Raw genomic sequence first — 22,468 nt, forward strand, 5'->3', positions numbered from 1 at the left:
TCAGGTCGGCGGTTCCCGGCCGAGCACGCCGCGCAGCAGTTCCCCGACCCCCAGCCGCAGGTCGTCCAGGCTCGGCTCGACACCGGCACCGACGACGGCGTCGAACATCACCCCTTCGCTGAAGGCGACCAGCAGGCGGGCGTGCCGTACCGGATCGGACGATCCCGCGGCGGCCAGGATCGCGACCGCGGGATCGCGGAACCGCTGCCCGGCCAGGTCGTAGATCGTGCGCAGCTCGGGACGCCGGGTGGCCTCCAGGGCCAGCTCGTAGCGGGCGATCAGCATCTCGCGGCCGACGGTCAGCTGCGTCCGCAGCGCCTGGGCCGTCATCTCCACCAGGACGTCCACGACGTCCGTCTCCGGGGCGTTCAGCAACGGCGCGAACGCGCCGGCCTCCAGCCGGGCGAGCCGCGCGAGGGTCAGCTCCAGCAGGGCGGACCGGGTGCGGGCCAGGTTCGAGGTCGACCCCGGCGGCAGGCCCGCCGCCTCGTCCACGGCCCGGTGGGTCAGACCGCGCATGCCTCGCTCCGCCAGCAGGGTGATGGCGGTGTCGGCGACCAGGTCGGCACGCGGTGACGTCACCCTTCCATACTACATTTGTAGTTGAACTACGGATGTAGTAATTTTCACTACATCCGTAGTGAGGGGATGGGTCATGGCACACGCAGTGGTCATCGGGGCGGGCATCGGCGGGCTGACGGCGGCGGTCGCGTTACGCCGCCGGGGCTGGGAGGTGACGGTGTTCGAGCGGGCGGCGTCCCTGGAGCCGGTCGGCTCCGGCCTGGGCATCGCCGCCAACGCGCTCAGGGCGCTGGACACGATCGGCGCCGGCGACGACATCCGCGCGCTGTCGGCGGTCCAGGGCACGGGCGGCTTCCGCCGTTCCGACGGCCGGTGGCTGCTGAGGACCACCGTGGAGGCGACCGCCGCGCGCAACGGCGGCGACTCGCTGGTGCTGCTGCGCCGCTCGGACCTGGTCGACGTGCTCTTCTCCCGGCTGGAGGCGGGCACGGTCCGGCTGGGCACGCCCGTTCTCCGGGTCGATCCGGACAACGGGCTGGTGGTCCTCGCGCGGGAGCAGGTGACGGCGGACCTGGTGGTGGCGGCCGACGGCATCCACTCCCCCGTCCGGTCCGCGCTGTTCCCCGGCCACCCCGGCCCGCGCTACGCGGGCGTCACCAGCTGGCGGCTGCTCGTCCCGGCGGACCACGTCCCGGGCCGGGCCCACGAGAGCTGGGGACGCGGGAGGGTCTTCGGCGTCATGCCGCTGGCCGGGGGAAGGGTCTACTGCTACGCCACCGACACCGTCCCGGCGGGCGGCGGCCGCGCGAACGGTGACGCGAACGGTGACGGCGGGGATCAACTGGCCGAGCTGCGGCGGCTGTTCGGGGACTGGCACTCCCCGATCCCGGAGCTCCTGGCCGCGGCCTCGCCGCGGGACGTGCTGAGGAACGACGTGTACCACCTGGCCACCCCGCTGCCCGCCATGCACCGGGGCAGGGTCGTCCTGCTGGGCGACGCCGCGCACGCCATGACCCCCAACATGGGACAGGGCGCCTGCCAGGCGATCGAGGACGCGGTGGTCCTGGCCCACGCGATGGGCTCCCCCGGACACGCCGTGCCGGACGGCTCGCACGGCGGGCGGCAGAAGACCCTGGGCGGGGAGAACGGCGGGCCGGCCGCCTACACCGCCGCCCGGCTGGAGCGCACCACGAAGATCATGAACAGCTCCGCGAGGATCTGCCGCGTCAGCCGGATGCGCAACCCCCTGGCCGTACGGCTGCGTGACACCGCGATGGCGGTCGGCTGGCGGCTCGCCCCGTCGCGCGTGAACGGCGCCATGGACGAGGTGCTCGGCTGGACGCCGCCCGCGGGCTGACCCCGATCGGGAGTACCCGGGGCGAGAGGGACGCCTTCGGAAGGGAGACGTCCACGGCGGGACGGGCGTGCCTTCACCGCGGGTTCGCACGGGTTCGGCACGGGGGCGGCTACGGGGAGACGGGCTCCTTCTCGCGGACCGCGGCGGGGACGCCGTGGTCCGGCGAGAGCCTTCCCAGGGTGACCGTCCCCCAGACCAGCAGCGCGGCGGCGCCCAGCGCGGGGATCACGTTCGCCCAGCCGCGGGGGACGGCCTCGTCGAGCAGGAGCGTGCCCGCCAGGATCGAGGTGACCGGGTCCACCACCTGAACGGCCGCGTACGAGATCCCGAAATATCCCACCTCGTACGTCTTCTGCAGCAGCACGACCGCGACGATGAGCAGCACCGGGATCGCCAGGGCGAACCAGTGGACCAGCATGGACAGGTCACCCTCGAAGGTGCCGCCCACCACCCGGACGAAGGTGGAGACGCTGGCCGTCACCGCTCCCGCGCCGACCGACAGCACGAGCGCCTGGGGGGAGCCGGTCATCCTCCGTCCCAGCAGGTGCGTGACCAGCACGACCAGCCCGACACAGCCCAGGAAGCCCAGCGCCTCCTGGTTCGTCATGTGCGGCCTCACCGGATGGGACGGGACCAGCAGCATCAGGACGAGCAGTCCCACGGCCACCGCCAGCGAGCCGAGGATCTCCGCCCGGTGCGGGCGCCTGCCGTGCAGCAACGCCGCCAGCGGCACCGCGAACACCAGCGTCGCCACGCTGATCGGCTGCACCGCGATCAGCGGCGCGAAACTGAGGGCGACGGCGTGCAGGGAGGCCCCGGTGAAGCCGATGACGCCGCCGAGCCACCAGCGGGGCCGCTTCATCAGCTTGAGCGAGGCGCCCTCCGAGACGGCCTCGAACTGCTGGAGCGCGGCCCCGAGCGCGTAACCCAGCGCACCGACCAGCGCGATCGATATCCCGACCCAGGTCATCGCCACCCCCCAGAGCGGACAGGGCATACGGAAAGAAGCGATTCTCGGGTCATCCCGCAAGCTTAGGGCGCCGGAGGAACGGGTAGGGACCCCCCTTCCACCAATCGTGCGATGTCCGAGCCGTCGTCGACGGCCTCGTCCCACCCGCCCGGCCAGGACCGCTGCGTACCGGGCACCGTGCGGGCCCTCGCCTCCGCGAAGGAGGGGCCGGTACGGAACGTGGCCGTGCCGAAGAACGCCGCCCCCTCGAACGTGACCTGGCGGAATACGGCCTCACCGGTGAAGGCGGCACCGCCGAACAGCGCGGCCTCCGCGAAGACGGCCCCGCGGAAGGTCGCCCGGTCCTCGAAGTCCGCGCCGCCGAACAGCGCCGCCCCCTCGAACGTCGTGCCCGCGAAGTTCGCCCGCACCGCGAACACCGCGTCCCGGAACACCGCCTCCCGGGCGAACCGCGCGTTCCTGAAGGTCGCCGCGCGGTCGCCGTACCCTGCCGGGCCGGAGACGTTCCCCTCCCGGCCGGAGGCGCTCCTCGCCGCGCCGGAGACGTTCCCCGCCGGGCCGGAGACGGCGAAGCCGGCTCCCCCGAACACCGCCCGTTCCGCGAAGAGGGCCCCTTCGAAGCGGGCACCCCCCTCGAAGACGGCCCCGCCGAACCCCGCCCGGCGCATCCGGCAGTCGCCGAGGTCGAGCTTCACCAGCCGCGCGCCGGTGAGGTCGAGGTCGATGCCGGGCCAGAACCGGGCGGGCAGCACCGGTTCCGATCCGCTCCAGCGCAGGTGCTCGCCGAGGATCCGCTGTGCCGTGACGCGGACCTGGAGCTCCTGCGGGTCGACGGACGGGTCGGTCTCCCGCTCCTCGCCGGCCGGTTCCGCCGGTCCGGCCCAGGGAGGCATCCGCAGGTAGCCGCAGATCACGTCGACGACCGTCTGGCGATGCTCGGGGTTGTCCTGGGCGACCCGCTCCAGCGCGTACAGCCCGGCCAGCCGCACCGCGGCCCGCTCGTGGCCGAGCTGGCCGGTCGCCCCGATGTAGAGCTCGGTCACGCGCTTCTCGGCGGCGTCGTACTCCTGGTGGGCCTGCGTCCGCTCCCCGAGCCACTGCCGGCGTACGCCGAGCAGGAGCGCCACCAGCCCGGCCGCTCCCGCGCCGACGGTCAGGCCGGTCTTCACCGCGTCCAGCCGCAGCTCGACGCGCCTGGCCGCGTCCGGCGCCGTGTCGGCGAGGGAGAGCAGGAGGGCCGTGGTCCCCCAGACGGACACGGCGACGAGCACGGCTCCGGCGAGGACCCACCATCGGGACAGGACGCGCAGCACCGCGCGCCCCTGTTCGCCGGGTCGCCTCACCAGGCCCGCTCCCGCGGCCGCGAGCACCACGGCCGTCAGGGCGAGCACACCGGGCAGCGGCACGTAGGCCGCCACGTCCGGCGCCCCGGCCAGGGCCGCCACCGGCGTGGCCGTCGCCGCCGCCCCCGCCGCGACGAGCATCCCCACGCCGGCCGCCCGGCGCCCCGGCCGCCACCCCCATCGCCTCATGAGGGAAACTTCACCGCATCCCACCGGAAACGTCCACGGGAACGCCCCGGCCCGGTCACCGCGGGGACGTCCGGAAGAGCGGCCCGGTCATCCCGGGAGATCTGTCCGGCCACCGCGCGAGACGTCCGGAGGAGCGGTGCGCGGGCGGGCCGGCTACTCGGCGGCGGGCGGGCAGATGCAGAACAGATGCCCCTCCGGGTCGGCCAGGACGATCCAGTTCCCCTCGCCGGGCTGGTAGTCGGGCTTGGTGGCGCCGAGCTCCAGGTAGTCCTTGACGGCCTGGTCCACGTCGGGGACGCGCACGTCGAGGTGGAACTGCTTGTCGGGGCCGGGCCAGGCGGACGGCTTGCGGTCGAGGTTCTGCTGGAAGTAGATGGTCATCGTGCCGTCGCCGATGCCGGCGTAGGTGTCCTCGGCGTACTGGACCTCGTAACCGAGGACCGTCGCGTAGAACTCGGCCAGCCGCCTGGGGTCGGCGCAGTCGATGTTCACCGCGATGAATTGCGCTTTCGTGGTCATGTGCCGATCGTCCCGCCCGTACCTGTCACCTGATGTCAGGTTCCCGGAGGGGAACGGGGGGCGGACGGCCCCCTCCCCCGCGACCCTGGCCGTCCGGCGGACCCGGTGGCCCGGCGCGGGCGGTGGCCGGATACCTCCTGGCCCGGGGAGGCGGACCCGGTTATGGTGGCCCCGTGTTCCTGATCGTCTCTCCGCCCCCCGCCCGCTAGCGGGCGGCCCTCTCCTGACAGACCGGACCCGGGCGGTCCGGTGGGTGCTTGCCGTCCGCATACGTGCGACCTGACGACGAACACCTCATCTGGAGAGACCCTCATGACGCATGTCTCCGTACGCCGGGGCCTGCTGTACGTTTCCATCGCGGCGACCGCCTGGGGCACCGGCGGTGCCGCCGGCGCGCTGCTCGACCTGAGCGGCGGGATCGGTCCCGTCGCCGTCTCCTTCTGGCGGTTCGCCGCGGGGGCGGCCATGCTCCTGCTCGCCACCCGCCTGTTCGGCCTGGGGGGAACCCCGGGGCGCCCCTCCGGCAGGCCCCGCAACCTCGGCGGGATCCTGCTCACCGGCGCCGGGATGGCCGTCTACCAGACCGCGTACTTCGCGGCGATCGCGGACTCGGGCCTGGCCGTGGCGACCGTGGTCACCATCGGCGCCACCCCCGTCCTGGTGGCCGCCGGGGGCCGGCTGCTGCTGGGCGAACGGCTCGGCGCGGCCGGGCTGGGTTCGGTCGCGGTCGCGCTGGCCGGTCTGGTCCTGCTGACCCTGGACGACGGGTCGGGGTCCTTCTCGGCGTCCGGCACCTGGTGGGCCCTGCTGTCGGCGGCGGGCTACGCGGGGGTGACGCTGCTCAACCGGGCCTTCGCGACGGAGCCGTACGCCACCGCGACGGGCGGCTTCGTCGTCGGCGGGCTCTGCCTGCTGCCGATCGCGCTCGTCCAGGGCCTGCTGCCCTCCGGTGACCCGCTCGTCTTCTGGACGATCATCGTCTATCTCGGCGCGGTCCCGACGGCCCTGGCCTACGGCCTGTTCTTCATCGGCCTGGGCGCGGTACGCGCCACCACCGCCTCGGTGATCACGCTGGTGGAGCCGGTGGGCGCGACGCTGCTGGGGGTCCTGCTGCTCGGTGAGCGGCTCACCCCGGCGGCGGTGTGCGGCGGGTGCCTGCTGCTCGGCGCGGTGGCCCTGCCGGCCCTGAACGAGAGGGGGCGCACGGGCGTCCCGGCCTGAGGACCGGCCCTGCCGGGCCTCGGCCGAGGCCCGGCGGGGACACCGGCCGCACGGGACCTCAGCCGAACAGGTCGGGCTCGGCGGCGGTGATCTGGTCGTACAGCGGCTGGAAGTTGATCCAGCCGACCGTGTCGTTGCCGATCTGGCCGTGGGTGAGCTTGGCGTTCTCGTGGCTGATCGGGACCGTCGGGCCCGCCGCCTTGGCCAGGAGCTGGGCCTGGCACGAGCGCTCCAGCGTGATGAACCACCAGGCGGCGGCGTCCACGCTCGCGCCGACCGTCAGCAGACCGTGGTTGCGCAGGATGACCGCCTTGTTGGAGCCGAGGGCCTGGGCGATGCGGCGCCCCTCCTCGGTCTCCAGCACGACGCCGGTGTAGTCGTCGAACAGGGCGATGTCCTCGTAGAAGGCGCACGCGTCCTGGGTGAGGGGTTCCAGCAGGGTGCCCAGCGAGGACAGCGCCTTGCCGTACACCGAGTGGCTGTGCGCGGCGGCGACCACGTCCGGCCGGGCCTGGTGGACCATCGAGTGGATCGCGAACGCGGCCTGGTTGACGTGGTGACGCCCCTCGACCACCTGGCCCTCGTGGTTGACCAGGATCAGGTCGGCGATCGTGATGTGCTTGAACGACATGCCGAACGGGTTCACCCAGAAGTGGTCGGTGTGCTCGGGGTCGCGGACGGTGATGTGACCGGCCACGCCCTCCTCGAAGCCGAACCTGCCGAACAGCCGCAGTGCCGCGACCAGGCGCTCCTGCCGGTGGCGGCGCTCCTGGTCGGCGGTCGCGAACGTCTGCGGCAACCGGAAGATCAGCTGGTCGCCGGGGATCGGCTGCAGGTCGGACAGGCTCATGATGCCTCCAGGGCGGAAGGGTCGAGGCCGGCGGGGCCGTCGTGGCCCGCCAGGCCGAGGGTGAGGTCGAGTTCGGCGAGCAGTGAGCGCAGGACGTGGCGGACGCCGTCCTCCCCGCCGACCGCCAGCCCCCACACGTACGGGCGGCCCAGCAGGACGGCCCGCGCGCCGAGGGCCAGGGCCTTGACGACGTCGGAGCCGGTGCGCACCCCCGAGTCGAACAGCACGGTCAGCCGGTCGCCCACGGCCGCCGCGATCGCGGGGAGCGCGTCCAGCGACGCCGTGGCGCCGTCGACCTGGCGGCCTCCGTGGTTGGAGACGACCACGCCGTCCATGCCCGCGTCGGCGGCGCGCAGCGCGTCGTCGGCGTGCTGCACGCCCTTGAGGACGATCGGCCCTTCCCAGTTGTCGCGCAGCAGCGACAGCCGCTCCCAGGTGTGGGAGCGGCCGTTGAACATCGGCGCCCACTGGATGATCGCGGCGTTCAGGTCCTCCTCGACCGGCCGCTCCAGCCGGGAGCGGAACACCGGGTCGGAGAACGGGATCGCCAGGCCGGTGCCGCGCAGGAACGGCAGGTAGGCGAGGTCGAGGTCGCGCGGGCGCCAGGCCAGCGTCCAGGTGTCGAGGGTGACGACCAGGGTGTCGTAACCGCTCCTGGCGGCCCGTTGCAGCAGGCTGAGCGTCACCTCGTCGTCGTGCGGCCAGTAGAGCTGGAACCAGCGGGGCCCTCCGGCCTCGGCCACCTCCTCGATGGTGTGCGAGGCGGCGGTGCTGAGCACCATGGGGACGCCGAGCGAGGCGGCGGCCCTGGCGGTGGCCATCTCCCCGTCGGGGTGGACGATCGACTGCACCCCGATCGGCGCCAGCAGCAGCGGCGCGGGGTACCTCCTGCCGAACAGCTCCACGCCCAGGTCGCGGACCGAGACGTCGCGCAGCATCCGGGGCACGATCCGCCGCCGGTCGAACGCCTCGCGGTTGGCGCGCTGGGTCGCGCCGATGCCGGCCGACCCCGCCACGTACCAGTACGGTCCCGGCTCCAGCCGCTCGCGCGCCACCCGCTCCAGTTCCGCGAACGAGGTCGAGTACGGGGGCTGCCGCCCGGCGAGGCCGTCGAGGTAGATCTCGTACTGGTAATCGGAGAACGACATGTCCCAACCTTTGTGCCGATCGAGGAGAATGTCCACGCCTGGGGGACAGGTCCGGCTTCCGATCCGTTCCCGGGCGGGCGGGCCCGGCGTGTCCGGGTCCCGTCCCCGCGCGGGCGGGGATTCGGCTCGCGCGGGCGAGCCTCCACTCTGTACACGACCGATCTTTACACCACAATGTCCCAAGAGACGGAACGCGAGCCCGGGAAAGGGCGTTGGAGGGAACGTGGCCTCGATAACTCAGCTCTTCCGGCGTTTTCTGGAACGCCCCGGCACCGTGGACCTGTCGAAGTTCGAGCGGGTGGTGGCGGAGGCGGGGGCCCGCGAGGAGCGGATCCGCGCGCTCGACGAGCTCCCCCGCGCCTCGGTCGACGACCTGGCCGAGTTCTGCGCGATCGTGCGGGAGGCCGCGCGCCGCTCCCTGGACCTGCGTCCGTACGACGTGCAGCTGGTCGGCATGCTCGCGATGCTCTCGGGCAACGTCGCGGAGATGGCCACCGGCGAGGGCAAGACCCTGGCCGGCGCGATGGCCGCGGCCGGGCACGCCCTGCAGGGCAAGCGCGTCCACGTCATCTCGGTCAACGACTACCTGGCCCGGCGCGACGCCGAGTGGATGGGCCCGCTGTACGAGACGCTCGGCGTCTCCTGCGGCTGGATCGGGCAGACCTCCACCCCCGAGGAGCGCCGCGCGGCCTACGCGGCCGACGTGACGTACGGCTCGGTCAGCGAGATCGGCTTCGACGTGCTGCGCGACCGGCTCGCCACGGACGTGGACGACCTCATCGTCCCGGCCCCGGCCGTGGCGCTGGTCGACGAGGCCGACTCGGTGCTGGTCGACGAGGCCCGGGTGCCGCTGGTGCTGGCCGGGGCCGCCGACCCCGGTGACGCGGTGCCGGAGATGGCCGCGCTGGTCAGGCAGCTCGTCAAGGGCTACCACTACGAGCTCGACGACCAGGCGCGCAACGTGCACCTGACGAGCAAGGGCATCGACACCGTCGAGCAGGCGCTCGGCGTGCAGCTCTACGACACCCCCGCCACCCTCACCGAGGTCAACCTCGCCCTGCACGCCCACGCGCTGCTGACCAAGGACGTCGACTACATCGTCCGCGACGGCCGGGTGCACCTGATCAACCCGTCCCGGGGCCGGGTGGCGCTGCTGCAGCGCTGGCCGGACGGCCTGCAGGCGGCGGTGGAGGCCAAGGAGGCGCTGTCGCCGTCGGAGACCGGTGAGATCCTCGACTCGATCACCGTCCAGGCGCTGATCACCCGCTACCCGGAGAAGTGCGGCATGACCGGCACGGCCGTCGCGGTCGGCGACCAGCTCCGGGAGTTCTACGACCTCAAGGTCGCGGTGATCCCGTCCAACCGGCCGTGCGTGCGGACCGACGAGCCCGACCGGCTCTTCGAGTACCGGATGGAGAAGGACCTCGCGCTGGTCGACGAGATCGCCGAGGTGCACGCGACCGGCAGGCCGATCCTGGTCGGCACGCTGGACGTGGCCGAGTCCGAGCGCCTGGCGCTGACGCTGAGCGGCCGGGGGCTGGAGTGCGTGGTCCTCAACGCCAAGAACGACGCCGAGGAGGCGGCCATCATCTCCCGGGCCGGGGAGCGCGGCGCGCTGACGGTCTCCACCCAGATGGCCGGGCGCGGCACCGACATCCGGCTCGGCGAGGGCGTCGAGGAGCTCGGCGGCCTGTACATCATCGGTTCCGGACGGCACACCAGCAGCCGCCTGGACGACCAGCTCCGCGGGCGCGCGGGCCGTCAGGGCGACCCCGGCGGCTCGGTCTTCTTCGTCAGCGGCGAGGACGAGCTGATCACCCACTACGTCGCCGACGAGTACGCCAAGGGCGTGCCGGAGCGCTCGCTGGTGGGTCACGCCCAGCGGGTCGCCGAGGGCGTCAACATGGAGATCCACCGCAACACCTGGCGCTACACGCGGCTGCTGGAACGCCAGCGCGGCCTGCTGCTGGAACGCCGCGACAGGGTGCTGCGCGAGCGGACGGCCGGGGACGCCCTGGCCGCCGCGGCCCCCGAGCGGTGGGCGGAGCTGTCGGAGAGCGTCGGCGAGGACGTGCTGCACGAGGCCGCCCGCCAGATCGTGCTGTTCCACATCGACCGCTGCTGGGCCGACCACCTGGCCTACCTGGGAGAGCTGCGCGAGGGCATCCACCTGCGGGTGCTGGGCCGGCTCAACCCGATCGACGAGTTCCACAAGGACGCCGTCCCGGCCTACCAGCGGCTGCTGGCCGAGATCGAGACGCGCTCGGTCGAGACGTTCGAGACCGCCGAGGTCACCGCCGAGGGGCTCGACCTGGAGGGCGCGGGGCTCAAGCGTCCCACCGCCACCTGGACCTACCTGGTGCAGGAGAACCCGTTCGGCACCGAGTGGGACCGCATCCTCAACCGCCTCACCAACAAGGTCCGCCGCCGCTGACCGGACCGTCGCCACCGCACGGGACGGCCGTCATCCCCGCGGGCCGTCCCTCAGGCGCTGAGCTGGTCCACGCGCGACTTCGACAGCTCGAGCAGCGCCGCGCTGTCGCGAACGGACACGCCCGCCGCCCGGAGAGCCGCCACGGCCTCTCTCGCGGTCTCACCGAGCTGTGCGGTGACCTGGTCACGCCGGGCTCGGAGTTCCCGGTAGCTGTCGAGCACGGTGGCCGGGACACCGGCCACCTCGTACTGGTACGTCACGACCACCTCGGCGTCGGGGAGGCGCCGAGAATGAAGTGCTTGGCCGCCTCCACCTCCTCGTACAGTTCCGTGAGGGTGTCACCGGAGACGCCTCCCGCGATGGGCGCGTCCACCGGGAGCGCGATCCAGTAGTCGGTCTTGCGCACGGCCTTCATCGTGAGCCGCAGGGGTGTCCCGGTCATTCCGTCCATCCCTTTCCGAACACGTCTTCCAGGTCATGTTCCAGAGCCGCGAGCAGGTCGGGGTCCATATGGCGCATGGGGACCCTGGAACGGGCGACGACCACCTGATCGGAGTCGTAGAGCAAGAGGGATCGAGTCGTCCCGCCCGCATCGATCCGGTCGGGACGCAGGGCGTGTCGGCGCGCGAGTTCGTAGATCCGATCGCGGATCTCCGGGTATGTCCGAAGCACGCACGGAAGCTAGCGGACTGGACAGGGGGCGTCCAGCGAACTGGACAACGCGGTCTGGTTCGTCGGGGTACATGGCGGCACGTCCCGGCCAGGGCAGGGGCGATGAGACATCATGATCCTCGTTACGTCTCCGGTAATGGTTTCGCCGTCCGGTGACGGTTATCGTGGCGTACGTGACCACCACCAGCGCGTCCCGGCCGGTAGGTGAGCTTCTGCGCCAGTGGCGCGAGCGCCGGCGGATGAGCCAGATGGACCTCGCGATCCAGGCCGACATCTCCACCCGGCACCTGAGCTTCGTGGAGACCGGGCGGTCCAAACCGAGCAGGGACATGATCCTGCACCTCGCCGAGGAGCTGGACCTGCCCCTGCGTGAGCGCAACCACCTTCTCCTGTCCGGCGGGTTCGCCCCGGTGTACTCGGAGACCCCGCTCAACTCCCCGCACATGACCTCCGTGCGGGAGGCCCTGGGGCAGGTGCTCAGGGGGCACGAACCGCACCCGGCGGTGGTCGTGGACCAGCGCTGGAACCTCATCGACCGCAACTACGCCACCGGGGTGATGCTGCGCGGGGTCGCCCCCGAGCTGCTGACCCCCCCGGTCAACGTGCTCCGGCTGAGCCTGCACCCCAAGGGCATGGCGCAGCGGATCATCAACCTGGGCGAGTGGCGGGCCCACCTGCTGCACCGGCTCCGCCGCCAGATGAGCCTGACCGCCGACCCCGAGCTGGCCGCGCTCTGGCGTGAGCTCGACGACTACCCCTGCGACCAGCCCGAACCCGAGATCGACCGGCCGGGTCCCGGTGACATCGTGATCCCGCTCAAGATCCGCCGGGGCTACCGGGAGCTGACCTTCTTCAGCACCATGACGACCTTCGGCACCCCGCTGGACATCACCGTCGCCGAGCTGGCCATCGAGGCGTACTTCCCCGCCAACCCCGAGACCGCCGCCTACCTGCAGCAGCAGCACCACCCGGACTAGAGTCCCGCCGGACGGACGCGGGACGTCCGACGGGGTCATCGCCCCCGGCCGGTGACCCGCGGGACCGGCCCGGCGCGCCCGGAGAGCCGGGCGCGCCGGAGTCCTGGAGCCCTACCCGTCCACCCGGGACCGGCGGGCCCGCAACGCCGCGGTCCTGGCGAGGACGACGTCGACCACGAGGAAGGCGAGCAGCGACAGTCCCAGCAGCGGGAGGAACACCCCCACGGCGATCGCCACCGCCCCCAGGAGCAGGGTCACCCCCACGGGCAGCCGGCGCAGGCCGCCGCGCTCGTAGGGCGCCGCGAAACCGCGGGTCGGACGGCGCAGCCACCACATGCGGTACCCCCATACGATGACCGAGACGAGCGCCAGGGCGAGCACGGCCAGCAGGATCTGGTTGGCCGGGCCGAACAGCACGCCCATGTGCCCGTCGATGCCCCAGCGGGTCAGCTTGGCCGCGAGCGGGTAGTCGTCGAAGCGCAGCTCCGCGGTGACCCGGGCGTCGACGGGATCGACCGCCACCTGGTCGTTGCGCTGCGGCCAGAGCCGGTCGATCTCCTTGACGACGTACGGGCTCCCGGGCTCGGCGGGCCAGACGATCTCCAGGGGGCCGGACAGCCCGCCGCCCGCGGCGGCACGGACGACCTGGTCGGCGTCGGCGGACCTGGCGGCCGCTCCTTCCGCGTCACCGGCGGCGTGACCCCCGTGGTCACCGTGCCCACCGGAGGGGACGGGCAGCGACGGGGTGGACCAGCCGAACGACCTCTGGAGCACGTCCACGTTGGCCCCGGCGTACTTCGACCAGGTCAGGCCGGTGGCCGAGAGCGCGAGCAGGCCCACCAGCGCCCACAGGCCGACCGAACCGTGCCAGGAGAGCGTCCCGCGCAGGCCGCGGACACCGCGTTCGGGGGCGACGATCCGGCGCAGCCGCCGCTCGCCCCGGCGACGGCGGGAGAGCCAGAGCACCAGGCCGCCGAGCCCGACGAGCCAGAGCCAGCTCGCCGCCATCTCGCTGTAGACGCGTCCCGGCTCGCCCAGGTGCAGGTGACGGTGCAGCTGGGAGATCCAGGTCCGCACGGGCAGGGCACCCGAGCTGCCGTAGCTCTCCAGCGCTCCCCGGACCCGGCCGGTGTACGGGTCGACGAACACCGCGAGACGGGTGCTCTCGGCCAGGCCGGGCACGTCGAGCAGCACCTGGGTCGTCACGCCGGGCTCGTCGGAGGTGCGCACGGCCCCGACGGTCCCACCGGGGTGCGCGGCGGTGGCAGCGGCGACCTGCCGTGCCAGCGGCACCCTCTGCGCCTCGGCCGGTACGGGAGCCGTCAGCTCGTGGGAGTGGATCACGTTCTCCAGCTGGAAGGAGGCCGCGTACAGCAGGCCGGTCGTGGCCGCCACCAGCAGGAAGGGGGCGACGAGGATTCCGGCGTAGAAGTGCAGGCGGAGCAGGAGGGCGCGCAGCGTCGCCCAGGGGGAGGTCGCGGGGGGCGGGGCGGGAAGGGACGGCCCGGCCGCCGGTTGGATCTCGACGTCAGAGGTCACGGGGTTCTCCTCGGCAGGGAGCGCGCGTACCGGCAGGTACGCGCCATCGCGATACGGGGTCCGGCCCGGCTCGGGGGTGAGGACCCGGGCCGGGCGTGTGTCGACGACAGGGGAAGGAACGAAAGGACGTACCGGGGCGTACAGGGACGTCCGGAGACGTCCGGGGACGTGTGAGGACACGGATAAGGTCCGCGCGGCCGGGCACGGTGACACGGGCGCGCGAGCGGGCACGGCGGTACCGGGTCTCACCCGCCGGAACGACGCGGCGTCACCCGGGCACGGCCCGTCCCGGCGACGGCCACGGCGGCGTCCGGGCACAGGTCCCGACGACAGGACCGGGACCGATACCGGTGGCCGGACCGGTGGCGTTACCGGCGACGGTGCCGGCGACGCGTCCGGCGCCAGGGTCGGTGACGGGACCGGCACCGGTGCCGATGACGGGGCCGATGAAGGGGCCGGGCGGCGGCCGGTGACGCGGCCCCTCGGGGCACGACGGCGTCCGGGCGGAGCGGCCCGATGTCAGATGGCGTACGAGGGCGCGGGCGGGCCGCGGCGGGAGACGGCGGCGGCGAGCAGCCGCGCGACGAGCGGCACCCGGTCGGCGGGTGCGGCGGGCGGGGCGACGGGATGGTGGACGGCGGGCGCGTACCGCCACAGCACGGTGAGGATCGAGGCGAAGAGCAGGTACAGGAGCGTGGCCAGGCCACGCTCCCCCCGCTCCAGCCAGTGCGCCGACAGCAACGCCGTCACGGTGTGCACCAGCAGCATGAACAGGCCGGCGGACAGGCCGCCGTCACCGTGCTCGTGCCCGGTCGTCGGCGGCGGGACGGCGCCCGCGGTGAACCACAGGTGCATGCCGTACTGGGCGGCGAAACCCGCCCCCATCAGAACGCCGAAGCCGCACTTCCTCCGGGCGAGGACGAACGCCCCCGCCGCGGTCGGCAGCACCGCCCAGGCCAGCACGTCCGCCCCCACCGGGGCGCCACCGGCCAGCACGTGCATGGCGAGCGACACCGTCACGCACACGACCGCGAACACCGCGGCGCGAACGGAGCGGAGGACGTACATGCCGTAATGGTGACAGAGAATGGCGAATTCGCCAGCCCCTTGATTGTTTTGACGAACATGGACCGTTGCACGGTGCACGTTTCACATCGACCGGCGGCCGGGCGTTCCTCACCACCACGCCCGGCCGCTCCGTGTCACCGGGGAGACGTGACCGCCAGGGGCTCGTGCCGCCAGGGTCCCGTCGTCGAGATCCTCGCGGCAGGGATCCCCGCTGTCGGGGTCCCTGCTGCAAAGACCGACGCGATCGGGAGCGATTCCGCGGGGATCGGACCGTCAGGGCCGCATCGCCGGGGCGTCCTCGGACACGCCGTGGGAGACCTCGGGAACGCCTTCGGAGGCCGTCCCGGGAGCGGTCTCGGGAGCGGTCTCGGGAGCCCTGTCGGCGACCGCCACCTTGAGCAGCGCCGTCGAGGTCAGGACGCTCCCCGCCGGGGCCCCGGCCGTGGCCGCGTCCACCACGACGACGCGTTCCCCCAGGTAGCGGTAGGTGACGGGGTCGAAGATGTACTCGTGCCGTATCCCGCTCTCCGGGTTGGACATGGCCGCCGCGACCCCCCTGCGACCCGTGGCGTCCTCGACCCCCTCGACGGTCCGGACACCCGGGATCGTCCCGATCGCCCGGAACAGCGCGGCCCGCTGCGCGACCGGCATGTACGCCTGCGTGATCATCGCGCCGGCCCTCCCCCATGCCTCGTAGTGGTCGACGGCCCCCCCGGTCAGGCCGGTGAAGAGGTGCTCACGCATCCCGGCGGGGTCGGCGGGCAGCCGGCTCAGGTAGGCGTAGTCGGTGCGCAGGTGGTCGGGGCGGTCGTCGCGGCCGGTGACCCTGGCGGGCTCGGACCGGCTCTCCGCCCGTCGCAGCGCCTCGGCGGGCAGCGGCTCCCCCGGGTACGGCTCCGGCGGCAGGTGCCGGACCGACATGACGCCCCCGTCCAGCGGGGAGCCCTCGGCGGGGAGCCAGATCCTGTGCACGCCGCGGTCGAGGTACCGGCGTGTCCGCCCGTCCTCCTCCACCTCGACCGGGAACATGACCTGCGACTCCAGGAAGAGGAACTGGCCGGGCCGCGGGCGCAGGTCGCCCTCGGCGCTCACGGTCTCGGCGGCGCGCCGCAGGACCTCCGTCACCGCCACCGGCGCCATCCGGACGGACGGCGCCACCCGGTCGGGCCCGGCGGACGGGGAATGGACCGCGGTGACGTACACGGTTCCCGCGAGCGCGACGACCGCGGCTCCGGTCCCGACGGCCAGGCTCCGGCGCAGGTTCCCCGGCAGTGCCGCCCGCAGGCCACCGGGCCGCCTCGAACCCTCCGGCCGCTCCCCGAGGCGGCGGGTCGTGCCGGGCCGCTCGGCCGGGGAGCCGGAGGCGCGCCCGGCTCCGGGGGCGGACGCGCCCCTCGCCGCAGCGGACGCGTCCCTCGCCGTACGGGCCGGTGCGCGCGTGGCCGTACGGGCCGACGGCGCGACGGTGGCGACGGAGGCGGCGATCTCCGCGAGCAGTCGCGACTCCTCGGCACGCAGTTCCGCCGGGCCGGGCAGCGGCACCTCGGAACGCAGCCGGTTCACCTGGGTCATCTCATCCATGGACGCTCTCCTCGCTGACGGATGTGGGATCGACCCCGCCGAGATGCTCGCGCACCTTGTCCCTGGCCCGGCTGACGCGCGAACGGACCGTGCCCACCGGGACGCCCAGTGCCTGGGCCGCCTCCGGGTAGGTCAGGCCGCCCCACGCCACCAGCAGCAGCACGTCCCGGTGACCGGCGGGCAGCCCCGCCAGGGCCGCCGCCAGGCTCCGCCGTACGGCGCCCGCGCTCACCCGTTCGTCGCTGCGCTCGGTGAACGGCTCGGTCACCGGGTCGACGCCGGTCCGTTCGAGAACGCGCAGCCGCTGCAGCTCGACACGCCTGTGCCGTCTGATCAGGTTGGTCGCGATGCCGTACAGCCACGGGCGCGCGCTGGGCCGGGACGGGTCGTACCCCTCCCGGCCGCGGAACGCCACCAGGAAGGTGTCCGCCACCACGTCCTCGGCCACGTCGGCTCCCAGCCTGCGGGTGACGTAGCGCTTGATCTCCGGCGCGTGCCGGTGGAAGACCGCGGCGAACGCCTCGGGCTCGTACCGGGACCGTTCGATGACGGAGGCGTCGTCGGCCTCCGGCCCGGTCCGGCTCGTGTCGCTCATATCCGGCCTCTCGGCTCTCGGTCAGGTCACCCGTTGTTGCCTTCCCGGGCGGCAACGGTTCCCCGGACCGACACGGCGCCCCTCCGGCCGATCCCGGCCGGTCCCGTCGGCTCGTGCGCGTCCCCCTCTTCCGAACGATCCATTCTCTTCCGGTCGTACGGGCCTCTTCAGGTCGTACCGGCCTCTTCAGGTCGTACCGGCGCGCGGGTGTCAGCCGTGGCCGACGGGGGTGGTGCCGAACATCAGCGTGCGACGGCGGACGTCGTAGAAGACGGTCCCCGCGACCGAGAGCAGGTCCTGCAGGTTGTCGGCGTCGTCGGGGTCCAGGGTCAGCACCTCCTCCCAGGCGCCCTGGTCCAGGACGAGCTGCAGGGTGTACGTGCCGGACTGGCCGGGGTCTCCCGCGACCCAGCTGAACTGGTAGTGGCTCAGCTGGCGCACCGCGATGCTGTCGTCGGTGACGGGCTGGCGGACTTTGGCGGCCATCGGGTTCCTCCCAAGGTCGAGGTCGGCGGAGCGTCGTCGAGCCGGTGGCGCGGTCCCCGGAGCCCCAGGGTCCGCACCACCGGCTCCACGTGCCGGGTGACGTGCCCGCTTCCCGCTCCGCCACTCCGGCGAGGCGTCCGCCCGTACGCGAAAACCTCCCCATCACGCTTTACCGGCCCTTGGCGCCGCCCCCTTTCCCACGCGTGGTCTCACCATGGGGTCCGGCGACCTCCGCGACCTCCTTGAGCACGGCAGGCGCGGCGGGCACGGCGCCCGCGGTGACGCCGGGGCCGTCGCGCACGGGCCGGCCGCACAAGGCGGCCGCACAGATCAGCCGCACAGGGCGGTCTCGAAGGCGGCGATCAGGTGCTCGCGCTGCGCGGCCGTGCCTGCGGAGCCCGTGGTGTAGACGGTGACCTGACGTCCCCTCCGGTCGCGTCCGCTGACGACGGACACGCCGGGTACGTCACCGCCGTGGAACCAGGCCCGGCCACAGCTCAGCCGGGCATCGGCGATCCCGAAGCCGTACCGGGCGCCCGCGGGCCAGTCCGCGTTTCCGATGGGCACGGAATCGCCGATCATCGTCCGCAGCGCTCCGCGCGACAGCGTCCTACCGGCGAACACTCCCCGCCAGAACCGGTTGAGGTCGCCGGGCGTGGAGACCAGGCCACCGCCGGCACCGAACTCGTAGCCGGGCAGCCGGGTGAGGTCGACGACCCCGCCCGCGGGATCCGCGGGATGCACGCCGTACGTGCGCGCGTGCTCCCCGCGAACGTCCGTCTCGCCCCTGGCCGGCCAGTAGGTGTCCCGCATGCCCAGCGGCTCGATGACCAGATCGCGGCTGACCTCGCGGAAGTCCCGGCCGGTCACGGCACGCACGACCATGCCGGCCACCAGGTAGTTGGTGTTGGCGTAGGCGAAGCGACCGGCGGGCGTCGGCCTCCGGGTGAGCGCGAGCCCGAGGTAGTCCTGGGGGAGCTTGGACCAGTCGACCGCGTCGACGTACTCCGGCAGGCCGCTGGTCTGCCGGAGGAGATCGCGCACCGTGATCCTCCGCCCGTCGATCGCCGCGCCCGCGCCCTTTCCGCGTACGACGCCGGGCAGGTAGCGGTCGACGGGCACGTTCAACCGGATCCTGCCCTGCTCGACCAGCCGCATCACGGTCACCGCCATGACGGGCTTGGTCATGCTGCCGATCCTGAACCTCCCGTCGGCGCCGACCATCGGCCGCCCGGTGCCGCGCTCCGCGGTACCGGAGACGGTGGTCACGTCCCCGCCCCTGCGATCACGGACGTGGGCGAGTGCGCCCGGCAGCCCGTCCTCGCCGGTGAGCCGGTCCAGCCGTGCCTGGAGGGAGGCGGGGCGAGACGCCCCCGGCTCGGTGCGGGCGGACGCAGGGCTCGACGGGACCAGGGACAGGAGGAGTGCTCCGGCGACCGCGGTCGCGAGCAGCCGACGGGAGTTCTTCTGGGACATGGGTTCGCCTTAGAGATCGAAGCGCGGATGGCGCCTCCGACTCTGGCCGGTGCGGCGGGAGGGGGCAGTGACGCCCGCACCACACTTGGGGGGAGGCCTTCCCTACCGCCCCGGGTGGTGCGGGCCCACGGTGAACCGGCCCGCTCCCCAAACCGGCCTGACCTTCCGGACCAGCCGGACCGCACGACCCGGCCGGACCGCACGACCCGGCTGACGCGCCAGAACCGGTTCAACCGGCCGAACCGGCGGCACGACGCCCCGAGCGGACGTTCGTCCCGGCCCGGTCGTTCACATTGCGCAATACTCGATCACGCATCGTAACCGAACGAAGGGGGCTTCCCATGCGTGTTCATCTCGTCCTGGTCGCCGCCGCACTGCTCGCGACCACCTCCCCGGCCCTGGCGGTTCCCGCCTCGGCCTCCGCGTCCGACCCGGTCCGGCCCGGCACCTATGTGATCACCAATCCCGAGGGGCGGTGCCTGCACACCGGCGGTGACTTCAACGAGAAGGTCACCATCGGCGCGTGCGACACCAGGTGGAAGGTCGCTCCCGCCGACGACGAAGGGGCCGTCGTGATCCGGCACGCGGACACCGGCAACTGCATGGCCTACGCCCTGGAGCGGATCTATCCCCCCAGGGTCGCCACGGTGCCGTGCGAGGTGGGCGGCACGACCAACAACTGGCTCGTACGCGAGGCCGAGGCCGGGCGGGTCACCATCGCCACCCCGCAGGGAGGCGGCTACGTGACCGATACGGGCGCCGACCGGCCGCTGGTGGTGCTGCCCGGCGACGAGGAGGACCGGAGGCTGTGGACGTTCACCCTCGCCTGAGGGTGCCGGTCCCGCTCCGAGAAGCTCCGAGAGCGCGGCCCCCGGGTCGAGCCGCACCCGGGGGCGACCTCGATGCCGTCACCGATCCGGTGAAGAGGTGTACAAAGGTCGGCATGCCATGGTGTGACATTTCCGCAGAAGGTGGGCGATCGTGACGGCCGGCCCGCTCGACCGTCGTGACCGGGTGCGCGGCTGCCTGCTGGGCGGCGCGCTCGGCGACGCGCTCGGGGCGCCCGTCGAGTTCGAATCGATCGGAAGGATCCGCAGGCAGTACGGCTCCGGCGGCCTGACCGGCCCGGTCCCGGACTGGCGGGGCAAGGTCGGCCTGATCACCGACGACACACAGATGACGCTGTTCACCGTGGAGGGACTGCTCCGCGGCGGGGACGTCGACGCGGTCCGGCGGGCCTACCTGCGCTGGCTGGACACCCAGGAGCACCCTTCCCCCCCGCCCCCCGCCGTTCCCGCGGGCGCGCCGGACGACGCGTTCCGCACCGGCGCGCTGCGCGAGCAGGGCTGGCTGTACGCGCAGCGGGCCCCGGGGAACGCCTGCCTGTCGGGCCTGCGGGAACTGCGCCGTCCGCGGGCCGGCGCCCCGGCCTTCGTACCGGCGCCGTTCGGCGAGCCCGGCCCGGTGAATCCGCACTCCAAGGGCTGCGGGACCGTGATGCGCTCGGCCCCCTTCGGCCTGTGCGCGCCCGACGCCCGCCGCGCCTTCGACCTGGCCGCCGACTGCGCCCAGATCACCCACGGCCACCCCACCGGCTACCTCGCCGCCGGAGCCCTCGCCGCCCTCGTCCGTCTCCTGGTGGAGAACGAGACCTCGGGCCGGGACGAGCCCCTGGCCCGGGCCGTACGGGAGACGACGGACCTGCTGGCGACCTACCCCGCGCACGAGGAGACCACCGGGGCGCTGCGCGACGCCGTCCGTCTCGCCGCCGAGGGGGACCCGACCCCGAAGAAGGTGGAGTCGCTCGGGGGCGCCTGGGTCGCCGAGGAGGCGCTGGCGATCGCCGTGTACTGCGCCCTGCTGAACCCGGGGCCCGGCGACGTCGGACGGGCCCTGCTGCTCGCGGTCAACCACTCCGGGGACAGCGACTCCACCGGCGCCGTCTGCGGCAACCTGCTGGGCGCCCTGCACGGCGAGGCCGCCCTTCCCGGTGACTGGCTCGCCCACCTGGAGGGCCGCGACGCCATCGCCGGACTGGCCGACGACCTCGCGGCCCGCTTCGGGGACGGCCACCGGGTCACCGACGCCTGGCTCGCCCGCTACCCGGCCGGCTGACCCCTGGGCCCTGGGCCGATCCGGGAGCCGCGTCCCCGGCCGGCCCGGTGCCCCACCGGCCTACCCCGGTTCCGGCCCGCGTGCCTCGCCCCCGGCGCGTCCCGTCCCTCCGGAGCCCTTCGGTCCGCGACAATGGCCGTACCGCCCACGGATCGTCGGCACCGGCCCGCGGAGCGGTGGCACCGACCTGCCCGGCGACGGCACCGGCCCGTGGAACGAGACCGCGGGCCGCTGTGTGCACCAGTACCTTCTCGTTCCTTCCTCCCACGGTCATGGTCGGACACGACCCTGAGGAGATGAGCATGGAGAAGACAACCGAGGAGTTCACCGAGCGGATGTTCGCCTCGGCGCTCGGGACGATCGAGATCCTGTCGATGCACATCGGAGACCGGCTGGGCTGGTACCGGGCGCTCGCCGACCACGGCCCGGCCACACCCGCCGAGCTCGCGGCCCGCACCGGCTGCGCCGAACGCTACGCCCGGGAATGGCTGGAGCAGCAGGCATGCTCGACCGTCCTGACCGTCCGGGACGACGGCCGTTTCGCGTTACCGCCCGCCGCGGCGGAGGTGCTGACCGACACCACCAGCCTGTCCTACCTGGCGCCGGTGGCGCGGATGCTGGCCGGAGCCGCCGTCCAGTTGCCCGCCCTGCTGGAGGCGTACCGGACCGGCGGCGGTGTGGGCTGGTCACGGTTCGGCGCCGACGTGCGCGAGGCGGAGGCCGACATGAACCGCCCCTGGTTCGAGCGGGAGCTGGCCTCCGCCCTGGCGTCGGTCCCGGACCTGGACGCGGTGCTGGCCCGGCCCGGCGCCCGTATCGCCGACATCGGCTGCGGCGCCGGGTGGTCCACCGTCGCGCTGGCCCGCGCCTACCCGGACGCACTGCTCGAAGGCTTGGACGTGGACGCACCCTCGGTGGAGGCGGCCACCGCCAACGCCGCCACGGCCGGGCTCACGGACCGGGTGTCCTTCGCCCTACGTGACGCCGCCTCGCTGGAGGCGGGCCGCTACGACGCGGTCTTCGCGTTCGAGTGCCTGCACGACATGTCCCGTCCGGTGAGCACACTGGAGGCGGCACGCCACGCGCTCCGGCCGGGCGGGCAGGTCGTCATCATGGACGAGGCCGTCGGTGAGACCTTCACCGTGCCCGGAGACCAGACCGACCAGTTGATGTACGGGTTCAGCCTGTTCATCTGCCTGCCCGACGGGATGGCGGAGCAGCCCACGGCCGCGACCGGCACCGTGATGCGGCCGGACACGCTCCGCCGCTACGCCCTGGAGGCCGGGTTCGCCAGCATCGAGATACTACCGATCGAGGGATTCGGCCTCTGGCGCTTCTACCGCCTGCTGCCGTAGACGGCCCCGGCCCGCCCGTCCATCGCTCTGCCGACACGGACGATCCCGGCA

At 73.3% G+C, this 22,468-nt stretch carries 22 protein-coding genes; 7 read left to right on the top strand and 15 right to left on the bottom strand.

The window, feature by feature from the left end:
* Entirely contained in the window at nt 1–582 is a 582-nt protein-coding gene (locus ACIBCT_RS05640; RefSeq protein ID WP_399186205.1) for a TetR/AcrR family transcriptional regulator, read from the bottom strand.
* A gap of 73 nt (nt 583–655) precedes the next feature.
* Here ACIBCT_RS05640 and ACIBCT_RS05645 point away from each other — a divergent pair, with 73 nt between their 5' ends.
* Nucleotides 656–1,879, top strand: a complete 1,224-nt coding sequence (locus ACIBCT_RS05645) for an FAD-dependent monooxygenase (protein WP_399186206.1) — start codon at nt 656–658, stop codon at nt 1,877–1,879.
* A gap of 109 nt (nt 1,880–1,988) precedes the next feature.
* Here ACIBCT_RS05645 and ACIBCT_RS05650 read toward each other — a convergent pair whose 3' ends face one another.
* The 3 genes from ACIBCT_RS05650 to ACIBCT_RS05660 all read right to left on the bottom strand — a co-directional run bounded on the left by ACIBCT_RS05650 (nt 1,989) and on the right by ACIBCT_RS05660 (nt 4,900).
* The gene (locus ACIBCT_RS05650; RefSeq protein ID WP_399186207.1) at nt 1,989–2,876 is read right to left on the bottom strand and encodes a DMT family transporter; all 888 of its coding nucleotides are present in this window, start codon (nt 2,874–2,876) and stop codon (nt 1,989–1,991) included.
* Between the two features lie 35 nt (nt 2,877–2,911).
* Nucleotides 2,912–4,381, bottom strand: a complete 1,470-nt coding sequence (locus tag ACIBCT_RS05655) for a pentapeptide repeat-containing protein (protein WP_399186208.1) — start codon at nt 4,379–4,381, stop codon at nt 2,912–2,914.
* Between the two features lie 153 nt (nt 4,382–4,534).
* Nucleotides 4,535–4,900, bottom strand: coding sequence for a VOC family protein (locus tag ACIBCT_RS05660; protein ID WP_399186209.1), 366 nt, complete (start codon nt 4,898–4,900; stop codon nt 4,535–4,537).
* 312 nt (nt 4,901–5,212) lie between these two features.
* Between ACIBCT_RS05660 and ACIBCT_RS05665 the strand changes: the two genes are divergently transcribed.
* Nucleotides 5,213–6,121 (top strand): DMT family transporter, encoded by a 909-nt coding sequence (locus tag ACIBCT_RS05665; RefSeq protein WP_399186210.1) that lies wholly within the window; start codon nt 5,213–5,215, stop codon nt 6,119–6,121.
* 58 nt (nt 6,122–6,179) lie between these two features.
* Here ACIBCT_RS05665 and ACIBCT_RS05670 read toward each other — a convergent pair whose 3' ends face one another.
* Together ACIBCT_RS05670 and ACIBCT_RS05675 are read right to left on the bottom strand one after the other, a co-directional pair.
* Entirely contained in the window at nt 6,180–6,971 is a 792-nt protein-coding gene (locus ACIBCT_RS05670; RefSeq protein WP_399186211.1) for a class II aldolase/adducin family protein, read from the bottom strand.
* Entirely contained in the window at nt 6,968–8,119 is a 1,152-nt protein-coding gene (locus ACIBCT_RS05675) for a lactate 2-monooxygenase (RefSeq protein ID WP_399186212.1), read from the bottom strand. Before ACIBCT_RS05675 ends, ACIBCT_RS05670 begins: the two co-directional genes overlap by 4 nt.
* 223 nt (nt 8,120–8,342) lie before the next feature.
* On the opposite strand from ACIBCT_RS05675, the gene secA2 reads away from it, so the two are divergent.
* Nucleotides 8,343–10,553, top strand: a complete 2,211-nt coding sequence (gene secA2 / locus ACIBCT_RS05680) for an accessory Sec system translocase SecA2 (protein ID WP_399186213.1) — start codon at nt 8,343–8,345, stop codon at nt 10,551–10,553.
* 50 nt (nt 10,554–10,603) lie between these two features.
* On the opposite strand, the gene ACIBCT_RS05685 is transcribed toward secA2, so the two are convergent.
* The 3 genes from ACIBCT_RS05685 to ACIBCT_RS05695 are packed head-to-tail and all read right to left on the bottom strand — an operon-like array spanning nt 10,604 to nt 11,225.
* Nucleotides 10,604–10,813, bottom strand: coding sequence for a hypothetical protein (locus ACIBCT_RS05685; RefSeq protein WP_399186214.1), 210 nt, complete (start codon nt 10,811–10,813; stop codon nt 10,604–10,606).
* A complete protein-coding gene (locus ACIBCT_RS05690) occupies nt 10,810–10,995 on the bottom strand; it encodes a hypothetical protein (RefSeq protein WP_399186215.1) in 186 nt (61 codons plus the stop codon). Before ACIBCT_RS05690 ends, ACIBCT_RS05685 begins: the two co-directional genes overlap by 4 nt.
* A complete protein-coding gene (locus ACIBCT_RS05695) occupies nt 10,992–11,225 on the bottom strand; it encodes a hypothetical protein (RefSeq protein ID WP_399186216.1) in 234 nt (77 codons plus the stop codon). The genes ACIBCT_RS05690 and ACIBCT_RS05695 overlap by 4 nt, the downstream gene beginning before the upstream one ends.
* Nucleotides 11,226–11,398: 173 nt before the next feature.
* Here ACIBCT_RS05695 and ACIBCT_RS05700 point away from each other — a divergent pair, with 173 nt between their 5' ends.
* On the top strand, nt 11,399–12,202 hold the full coding sequence (locus ACIBCT_RS05700; protein ID WP_399186217.1) for a helix-turn-helix domain-containing protein: 804 nt from the start codon (nt 11,399–11,401) through the stop codon (nt 12,200–12,202).
* Between the two features lie 111 nt (nt 12,203–12,313).
* Here ACIBCT_RS05700 and ACIBCT_RS05705 read toward each other — a convergent pair whose 3' ends face one another.
* From ACIBCT_RS05705 to ACIBCT_RS05730, 6 genes are all read right to left on the bottom strand, one after another.
* The gene (locus ACIBCT_RS05705) at nt 12,314–13,741 is read right to left on the bottom strand and encodes a PepSY-associated TM helix domain-containing protein (RefSeq protein WP_399186218.1); all 1,428 of its coding nucleotides are present in this window, start codon (nt 13,739–13,741) and stop codon (nt 12,314–12,316) included.
* 519 nt (nt 13,742–14,260) lie between these two features.
* Nucleotides 14,261–14,809, bottom strand: coding sequence for a hypothetical protein (locus tag ACIBCT_RS05710; protein ID WP_399186219.1), 549 nt, complete (start codon nt 14,807–14,809; stop codon nt 14,261–14,263).
* A gap of 273 nt (nt 14,810–15,082) precedes the next feature.
* Nucleotides 15,083–16,390, bottom strand: coding sequence for a CU044_5270 family protein (locus tag ACIBCT_RS05715; RefSeq protein WP_399186220.1), 1,308 nt, complete (start codon nt 16,388–16,390; stop codon nt 15,083–15,085).
* The gene (locus ACIBCT_RS05720) at nt 16,383–16,985 is read right to left on the bottom strand and encodes an RNA polymerase sigma factor (protein ID WP_399186221.1); all 603 of its coding nucleotides are present in this window, start codon (nt 16,983–16,985) and stop codon (nt 16,383–16,385) included. Before ACIBCT_RS05720 ends, ACIBCT_RS05715 begins: the two co-directional genes overlap by 8 nt.
* A 210-nt stretch (nt 16,986–17,195) precedes the next feature.
* Nucleotides 17,196–17,471 (bottom strand): hypothetical protein, encoded by a 276-nt coding sequence (locus tag ACIBCT_RS05725; protein ID WP_399186222.1) that lies wholly within the window; start codon nt 17,469–17,471, stop codon nt 17,196–17,198.
* A gap of 330 nt (nt 17,472–17,801) precedes the next feature.
* A complete protein-coding gene (locus ACIBCT_RS05730; protein ID WP_399186223.1) occupies nt 17,802–18,947 on the bottom strand; it encodes a serine hydrolase domain-containing protein in 1,146 nt (381 codons plus the stop codon).
* A gap of 341 nt (nt 18,948–19,288) precedes the next feature.
* Here ACIBCT_RS05730 and ACIBCT_RS05735 point away from each other — a divergent pair, with 341 nt between their 5' ends.
* The 3 genes from ACIBCT_RS05735 (at nt 19,289) to ACIBCT_RS05745 (ending at nt 22,417) form a co-directional block, all read left to right on the top strand.
* Complete coding sequence (locus ACIBCT_RS05735) at nt 19,289–19,777, top strand: hypothetical protein (protein WP_399186224.1); 489 nt, start codon at nt 19,289–19,291, stop codon at nt 19,775–19,777.
* Nucleotides 19,778–19,928: 151 nt separating this feature from the next.
* A complete protein-coding gene (locus tag ACIBCT_RS05740) occupies nt 19,929–21,062 on the top strand; it encodes an ADP-ribosylglycohydrolase family protein (RefSeq protein ID WP_399186225.1) in 1,134 nt (377 codons plus the stop codon).
* Between the two features lie 302 nt (nt 21,063–21,364).
* Nucleotides 21,365–22,417 carry a class I SAM-dependent methyltransferase gene (locus tag ACIBCT_RS05745; protein ID WP_399186226.1) on the top strand — a complete coding sequence of 351 codons (1,053 nt, stop codon included), beginning with the start codon at nt 21,365–21,367 and terminating at the stop codon, nt 22,415–22,417.
* The last annotated feature ends 51 nt before the right edge of the window (nt 22,418–22,468 follow it).

Origin of the sequence: Streptosporangium sp. NPDC050855 (assembly GCF_044456585.1) — a bacterium.
GTDB lineage: Bacteria > Actinomycetota > Actinomycetes > Streptosporangiales > Streptosporangiaceae > Streptosporangium > Streptosporangium longisporum.